The sequence below is a fragment of the Streptomyces sp. NPDC038707 genome, from assembly GCF_040636485.1.
Lineage (GTDB): Bacteria > Actinomycetota > Actinomycetes > Streptomycetales > Streptomycetaceae > Streptomyces.
The window spans coordinates 416,420-423,830 of sequence record NZ_JBEZUP010000004.1; the positions used below are offsets into that span (position 1 = coordinate 416,420).

A 7,411-nucleotide genomic window follows, 5' to 3' on the forward strand; every position below is an offset into this window, starting at 1 on the left:
CTAGTCCTCCCCGTACCGGGGATCCACCGTCTCCGGCGTCAGCCCCAGCAACTCCGCCACCTGCTCCACGACCACCTCGTGCACCAGCGCGGCCCGCTCGTCCCGCCCCTTGGTCCGGATCTCCACCGGCCGCCGGTACACGACCACCCGCGCCCGCCGCCCGTCCCGCGCCGGCACGACCCCGCCGAGCGGCACGGCCTCGTCCTCCCACACCGGTCCGTCGCCCCGCCCGTCCAGCCGGGGCACCTCCAGCACCAGGAAATCGATGTCGGCCAGTTGCGGCCACCGCCGCTCGAGACGGTCCACGGAGTCCTGCACCAGGTCCGCGAACACGTCGGCGCGGCTGGCGGCCAACGGCACCTGCGGCGGCGCGATCGGCCCCCGCATGCCCCGCCCGTGACGATCACGGCGACGGGGCCCGGGGCCGCTGGCACGGGGCGGTACACGGTTGTCCATCACCGGTGAAGCGTAGTCCCCGTGCCCTCCGCCCGTCCGGCTCCACGCGGCAACCGGCCCCCGCCTCCCCTGTCGCAGGATGACCATTCCAGCCAACGTCCGGCTCGTTTCCGTAACTTTCCAAGACCACCGGACTCAAGGCAATTGACGGTGTTTGTGGCGACTCCTGACCGGGGCCGCTCCCGGCCGGCCTCCGCCCTCATCCCGTCCACGCAGGTCAGCAGGGTCCCCCCGAAAGGGTGTGTGGGGCGTTTCACAGCCCGACACGGGGGAGTGACCTGGTGGAGAGTCGTCGCGGCCCGCTCAAGAGTGCGGTACCGTCCAACATCGTGAGCCCTGTACGTCGCTGTTCGCGCACCGCCTGCGGCCGACCCGCCGTCGCGACGCTGACGTACGTCTACGCCGACTCGACCGCGGTCCTCGGCCCGCTCGCCACCTACGCCGAACCCCACTGCTACGACCTGTGCGCCGAACACTCCGAGCGCCTCACCGCCCCGCGCGGCTGGGAGGTCGTACGGCTCCTCGACGGCTCCGCGCCCGCGCGGCCCAGCGGAGACGACCTGGAAGCACTGGCCAACGCCGTGCGCGAGGCGGCCCGCCCCCAGGAACGCGCGGCCGAGGCCGGCGGCGGCGGAGCCCGTGCCGCGGACCCCATGGAGGTCGCCCGCCGCGGCCACCTCAGGGTCCTGCGCTCCCCGGACAACTGACCCCGCCGGGCCACGTTCCCGGACCTCCCCCGGTGTCCGCACCCCTTCCCCCACCGCCCGACGGGTAGTTTTGGGCATCCACAGCACTTTCAGGAGGATGGCCGTGACTGCTGATCTGTCACAGATCGTGAAGGCGTACGACGTACGCGGAGTGGTCCCGGACCAGTGGGACGAGGCCCTGGCCAGACTCTTCGGCGCCGCCTTCGCGGACGTGACGGCGGCGGCCGCCATCGTCGTCGGCCACGACATGCGCCCCTCGTCCCCCGGCCTCTCCCGCGCCTTCGCACTCGGCGCGGCCGACCGCGGCGTGGACGTCGTGGAGATCGGCCTGTGCTCCACCGACCAGCTGTACTACGCCTCGGGCGCGCTCGGCCTCCCGGGCGCGATGTTCACGGCCTCCCACAACCCGGCCCGGTACAACGGCATCAAGATGTGCCGCGCGGGCGCCGCACCCGTGGGCCAGGACACCGGCCTCACCGAGATCCGGGACCTGGCCGGACGCTGGCTCGCCGAGGGCGCCCCGGCACCCGCGGCCCGGCGGGGCACCCTCTCCACGAGCGAGACGCTGGAGGACTACGCGGCGCACCTGCGCTCCCTGGTCGACCTGTCCGCGATCCGCCCCCTGAAGGTCGTGGTCGACGCCGGCAACGGCATGGGCGGCCACACGGTCCCCTCGGTCTTCGCCGGCCTGCCGCTCACCCTCGTCCCGATGTACTTCGAGCTGGACGGCACCTTCCCGAACCACGAGGCCAACCCGCTCGACCCGGCCAACCTCGTGGACCTGCAGAAGCGGGTCCCGGCGGAGGGCGCCGACCTCGGCATCGCCTTCGACGGCGACGCCGACCGCTGCTTCGTCGTCGACGAGAACGGCGACCCCGTCTCCCCGTCCGCGATCACCGCGCTGGTCGCCGCCCGCGAGCTGGCCCGCAACGGCGGCAAGGGCACGGTCATCCACAACCTGATCACCTCCCGCACGGTCCCCGAGGTTGTGCGGCAGCACGGCGGCACCCCGGTCCGCACCCGGGTCGGCCACTCCTTCATCAAGGCCGAGATGGCCCGCACCGGCGCCATCTTCGGCGGCGAGCACTCGGCGCACTACTACTTCAAGGACTTCTGGAACGCCGACACCGGCATGCTGGCCGCCCTGCACGTCCTCGCCGCGCTCGGCGGCCAGGACGGCCCGCTGTCCGCCCTGGTCGCGCAGTACGACCGCTACCGCGGCTCCGGCGAGATCAACTCCACGGTCGCCGACCAGACCGCCCGCCTCGCCGCGATCCGCGCCGCCTACGAGGGCCGCGCCGACGTCACCCTCGACGACCTCGACGGCCTCACGGTGGCCGCCGCCGACTGGTGGTTCAACGTCCGCCCGTCCAACACCGAACCGCTGCTCCGGCTGAACGCCGAGGCGAAGGACGAGGCGACGATGGCCAAGATCCGCGACGAGGCCCTGGCGATCATCAGGGGCTGAGCGGCCCGGCCAACGGCGGTACGCTGACCGGGCATGTCCACAGACACCATCCGCCCCCCGAAGGGACACCCCATGGCGCTCGAAGCCGGCCTCCTGGAGATCCTCGCCTGCCCGGCCTGCCACGCCCCCCTGAAGGAGCAGGACACCGAGCTGATCTGCACCGGCCCGGACTGCGGCCTCGCCTACCCGGTGCGCGACGGCATCCCGGTGCTGCTGGTCGACGAGGCCCGCCGCCCCGCCTGACCCGTCCCGTCACCGCGGGCGGGAGGACCGGCGCCGTCCGGTCCCCACATCCCGCGTGACCAGGCCCGTCAGCCCGTAGCACCACAGGATCCCCGGCGACCGGAGGCTGCCGCCCATGCTGGACGAAACGCTGCTCGACACCCCGGAGGGCCTCGCCCAGGCCGACCACCGAGGTCTGCTGCGCGGGGCGGCGGAAGCCGGCGCCCGCGTCCGCACCGCCGCCCGGAACACCGCCGAGGCAGGCGTCGGCGGTCTCCAGCCCGACGGCCGCCCCCGCGCGGTCCTGATCGCCGGCCCCGGCGCCGCCGCCACCCACACCGCCGACCTCCTCGGCACGCTGGCCGGCCCGGGCAGCCCCGTCGTGCGGCTCGCCCCGGCCGGCGTCGCCCCGGCCGCGGGTGCCCTGCGCTGGGAACTGCCGGGCTGGGCCGGCTCCGTGGACCTGCTGCTGATCGCCACCCCGGACGGCACCGAACCGAGCCTGTCCCTCCTCGCCGAGCAGGCCTACCGCCGCGGCTGCTCCGTCGTCGGCGTGGCCCCGCCCGGCACCCCGCTCGCCGAGGCGGTCGCCGGGGCGCACGGCCTGTTCCTGCCGATGGCGACGGCACCCTACGACCAGGAGGAACCGCTCGCCGCGTCCTCCCCCGGGGTGCTCTGGGCGCTGCTGACCCCGCTGCTGGCGCTCCTGGACCGGGTCGGCCTGCTCGACGCCCCGCGGGAGGCCCTGGAGAAGGTCGCCGACCGCCTCGACCACATCGCGGAGCGCTGCGGCCCCGCCATCGCGACCTACAGCAACCCGGCCAAGACCCTCGCCGCCGAGCTGGCCGACGCGCTGCCCGTGGTGTGGACGGAGGGCACCTCGGCCGGTCCGGCGGGCCGCCGGTTCGCCGCCGCCCTCGCCGAACTCGCCGGCCGCCCGGCCCTGGTCGCCGAGCTGCCCGAGGCGCTCGCCGCGCACAGCGCCCTGCTGGCCGGGCCGCTCGCCGCCAGCGCCGACCCGGAGGACTTCTTCCGGGACCGCGTCGAGGAGCCGCCCGCGCTGCGCGCCCGCGTGGTGCTGCTGCGCGACCGCCCGATCGGCGGCCTCACCGCCGCCCCGGCCGCCCGCGACGTGGCCCTCAGTCACGACACGCCGATCAGCGAACTCGAACCCGAGGAGGGCGGCGAACTCGAGACCCTCGCGGAACTGATCGCCGTCACGGATTTCGCCGCCGTTTACCTGGCGCTCGCTTCGGGAGCCTGATCTGACCCCTGGCCCACCGTCCGCGCCCGCCGCCGGTCCCAGCACTCCCGTCGGCGGCCCGGGCAGTCCCGTCGGCGCCGGGAGCGGAAGCGACAGCGCCGGCCGAGCAGCGCACGTACGGAGACAGAGAAGACACATGGACCGCCTCGACAACACCATCCGCCCCTACGCCTGGGGTTCCCCCACCGCCATCCCGCAGCTCCTGGGCGTCGAGCCGACCGGCGAACCCCAGGCCGAGATGTGGATGGGAGCCCACCCGGGCGCCCCCTCGCGCACCCCGCGCGGCACTCTCGTCGAGGTCATCGAGGCCGGCCCGGAGCGCGAACTGGGCGCCCGCGCGGTCGCCCGGTTCGGCCCCCGGCTGCCGTTCCTGCTCAAGCTCCTCGCCGCCGGCGCGCCCCTGTCCCTCCAGGTCCACCCGGACCTGGAGCAGGCCAGGGCCGGGTACGCCGACGAGGAGCGGCGCGGCGTCCCCGTCGACGCGCCGCACCGCAACTACAAGGACGCCAACCACAAGCCCGAACTGATCTGCGCGCTCACCGAGTTCGACGGCCTGTGCGGCTTCCGTGCCCCCCTCCAGGCGGCCGGTCTGCTCGACGGGCTCGGCGTCGGCTCCCTCAAGCCGTACGCCGACCTGCTGCGCGCCCGCCCCGAGGACGCGGCCCTGCGCGAGGTCCTCACCGCCGTCCTCACCGCCGACCCGCGGGAGATGGCCCACACGGTCGCCGAGGCCACCGCCGCCTGCGTCCGCCTCGGCGGTGCCTACGCCCCCTACGCCGACATCGCCCACCACTACCCGGGCGACCCCGGCGTGATCGCGGCCATGCTCCTCAACCACGTCCGGCTGCAACCGGGCGAGGCCCTGTACCTCGGCGCCGGCATCCCGCACGCCTACCTCAACGGTCTCGGCGTGGAGATCATGGCCAACTCCGACAACGTCCTGCGCTGCGGTCTCACCCCCAAGCACATCGATGTCCCCGAACTGCTGCGGATCGTCCGCTTCGAACCGAGCGACCCGGGCGTGCTGCGCCCGGAGGCCTCCCCGGAGGGCGAAGAGGTCTACGAGACGCCCACCGACGAGTTCCGGCTCTCCCGCTACGTCCTGCCCGAGGACGGCACCGCCCGCGACCTCACCCGCGACACCCCGCAGATCCTGCTCTGCACGGCCGGCACCGTCCGGGCGGGCGAACACGAGCTGGGCCCCGGGCAGTCGGTCTTCGTCCCGGCCGGCGAGAAGGCGGAGATCTCCGGCGCGGGCACCATCTTCCGCGCCACCGTGGTGGTCTGACCAGGGCTGTGGACAAGCGGTCGATCATATGACCGGGGCTGTGGATACCTGACGCGCCGGTGTCCGGCAGGGCTGCAAGAATGACCCACCGGCAAAGGCCGGGCAAAGCCGGGCACCCGTCCGGACGTACGTACGAGGCGGACACAGGCGAAGGGACAACGCGGACACATGAGCGCGTCAGGCGGTAGCAAGGCGATCGTGGCGGCACTCGGCGCCAATCTGGCGATCGCGGCATCGAAGTTCGTGGCGTTCGCGTTCAGCGGCTCCTCCTCGATGCTCGCCGAGGGCGTGCACTCGCTCGCCGACTCCGGCAACCAGTTCCTGCTGCTCGTCGGCGGCAAGAAGGCACAACGCCAAGCCACCCCCCAGCACCCCTTCGGCTACGGCCGCGAGCGGTTCATCTACGCCTTCCTGGTCTCGATCGTGCTGTTCTCCATCGGCGGCATGTTCGCCGTCTACGAGGGCTACGAGAAGATCCGCCACCCGCACGACCTGGAGCACTGGTACTGGCCGGTCGGGGTCCTCGTCTTCGCGATCCTCGCCGAGGGCTTCTCCTTCCGCACGGCCATCAAGGAGTCCAACGAACTGCGCGGCAAGCTCTCCTGGAAGGAGTTCATCCGCCGCGCCAAGGCACCCGAGCTGCCCGTCGTCCTGCTGGAGGACTTCGGCGCGCTCATCGGTCTGGTCCTCGCCCTCGGCGGCGTCGGCCTGTCCCTGCTCACCGGCGACGGCGTCTGGGACGGCATCGGCACCCTGTGCATCGGCATCCTGCTCGTCCTGATCGCCCTGGTCCTGGCCGCCGAGACCAAGTCGCTGCTGCTCGGCGAGGCCGCGGGCGTCGAGGACGTCAAGAAGATCGAGGCCGCGATCGTCGACGGCGACACAGTCACCCGCATCATCCACATGCGCACGCTGCACCTCGGCCCCGAGGAACTGCTGATCGCCGCGAAGATCGCCGTCCAGCACGACGACACGGCCACCGAGATCGCGACCGCCATCGACGCCGCCGAGGCCCGCATCCGCGCCGCCGTCCCCATAGCCCGCGTCATCTACCTCGAACCGGACATCTACAGCGAGGCCGAGGCCGCCAAAGGCCCGGACCCGAGCGCCACCCCCGGCGGCCCGAACCCGCACGCCGCCGGCCACTGAGCCCGAGGACGGCGGCCGCCGCACCCCGCCGGGTACGACGGCCGCCGTACGCATGTCCGCACCGCAGCGAGCACGGGCCAGGGCACCCCGCGCGCGTCGCCTCACCCGCCTCGCCGAGCACCGGCCACCCGTCCGGCCTCCGGTACGGCGTTCATGAAGATCAGCGGCCTTCGTACCGCCCAGCGATCCCGGTCCGAGCCCCTCCGCCGACCGCGCGAAAGTCGTCTCCCACCGAGCCCGGGGCTCCTTCGCTCCTCTGCTCCTCACGCCGCGGTGCGGTCGCCACCGGCTCCGCCGCACCGGCGACCCCGGTCACACTGCCGGCAACCCGGGCGGCTCCTCCCGCCATCGCGACCACCTCACCCCGCCCCGCCCTCGACGACGCGTAACCCCAGGTCACTCCGGCCCTGCGCGCCGCCCCCGCGGTTTCCGCGCCGCCGAACGCACCCCCACCACCCCACCGGAACCCCTCGAGGACGACCTGAGGAAGACGCGAGGAATCCGAAGGCGGACTGGGGACGACAGGGTCCTCCGGTGTAGCTTGGGACGGAGCCAGACGTCGCTGCTGATGGCGGTCGGGCGGCCCCGTACGGGCCGACCGAGGGAGAGAGGGCCTCCGACGGACTGCGCTGCGCGTACGTGGGCATGCCTGTGCCTCTTCCCGGGCACCCCTGTGTCCGCCGCCGCGCAGACCAGCCGTACCCACCTCGACCCAACCCCGAGGAGCAGCTCGTAATGACGACTGTCGAGAACCGACAGGACTTCAAGGTCGCCGATCTTTCGCTGGCCGAGTTCGGTCGCAAGGAGATCACTCTCGCCGAGCATGAGATGCCCGGTCTGATGGCGATCCGTAAGGA

Annotated in this window: 8 protein-coding genes; 7 read left to right on the forward strand and 1 reads right to left on the reverse strand. The window is 73.4% G+C overall.

Annotated features, from left to right (window positions below):
• Window positions 1-387: a metallopeptidase family protein gene (locus AB0E62_RS08805; protein ID WP_362190099.1), complete on the reverse strand. Its 387-nt coding sequence runs from the start codon at window positions 385-387 to the stop codon at window positions 1-3.
• Between the two features lie 350 nt (window positions 388-737).
• Here AB0E62_RS08805 and AB0E62_RS08810 point away from each other — a divergent pair, with 350 nt between their 5' ends.
• The 7 genes from AB0E62_RS08810 to AB0E62_RS08840 form a co-directional block, all read left to right on the forward strand.
• Window positions 738-1,163 carry a DUF3499 domain-containing protein gene (locus AB0E62_RS08810; RefSeq protein WP_189991901.1) on the forward strand — a complete coding sequence of 142 codons (426 nt, stop codon included), beginning with the start codon at window positions 738-740 and terminating at the stop codon, window positions 1,161-1,163.
• A 103-nt stretch (window positions 1,164-1,266) separates the two neighbouring features.
• A complete protein-coding gene (locus AB0E62_RS08815; protein ID WP_362190101.1) occupies window positions 1,267-2,631 on the forward strand; it encodes a phosphomannomutase/phosphoglucomutase in 1,365 nt (454 codons plus the stop codon).
• 72 nt (window positions 2,632-2,703) lie between these two features.
• Window positions 2,704-2,874, forward strand: a complete 171-nt coding sequence (locus AB0E62_RS08820; RefSeq protein ID WP_181798431.1) for a Trm112 family protein — start codon at window positions 2,704-2,706, stop codon at window positions 2,872-2,874.
• A 115-nt stretch (window positions 2,875-2,989) separates the two neighbouring features.
• Window positions 2,990-4,117, forward strand: coding sequence for an SIS domain-containing protein (locus AB0E62_RS08825; RefSeq protein WP_362190103.1), 1,128 nt, complete (start codon window positions 2,990-2,992; stop codon window positions 4,115-4,117).
• A gap of 136 nt (window positions 4,118-4,253) precedes the next feature.
• Window positions 4,254-5,405 carry a mannose-6-phosphate isomerase, class I gene (gene manA, locus AB0E62_RS08830; protein WP_362190105.1) on the forward strand — a complete coding sequence of 384 codons (1,152 nt, stop codon included), beginning with the start codon at window positions 4,254-4,256 and terminating at the stop codon, window positions 5,403-5,405.
• Between the two features lie 168 nt (window positions 5,406-5,573).
• On the forward strand, window positions 5,574-6,554 hold the full coding sequence (locus tag AB0E62_RS08835) for a cation diffusion facilitator family transporter (protein ID WP_362190107.1): 981 nt from the start codon (window positions 5,574-5,576) through the stop codon (window positions 6,552-6,554).
• A 735-nt stretch (window positions 6,555-7,289) separates the two neighbouring features.
• Window positions 7,290-7,411 (forward strand): adenosylhomocysteinase (locus AB0E62_RS08840; RefSeq protein ID WP_362190157.1); only part of this gene is annotated, 122 nt, incomplete at its 3' end.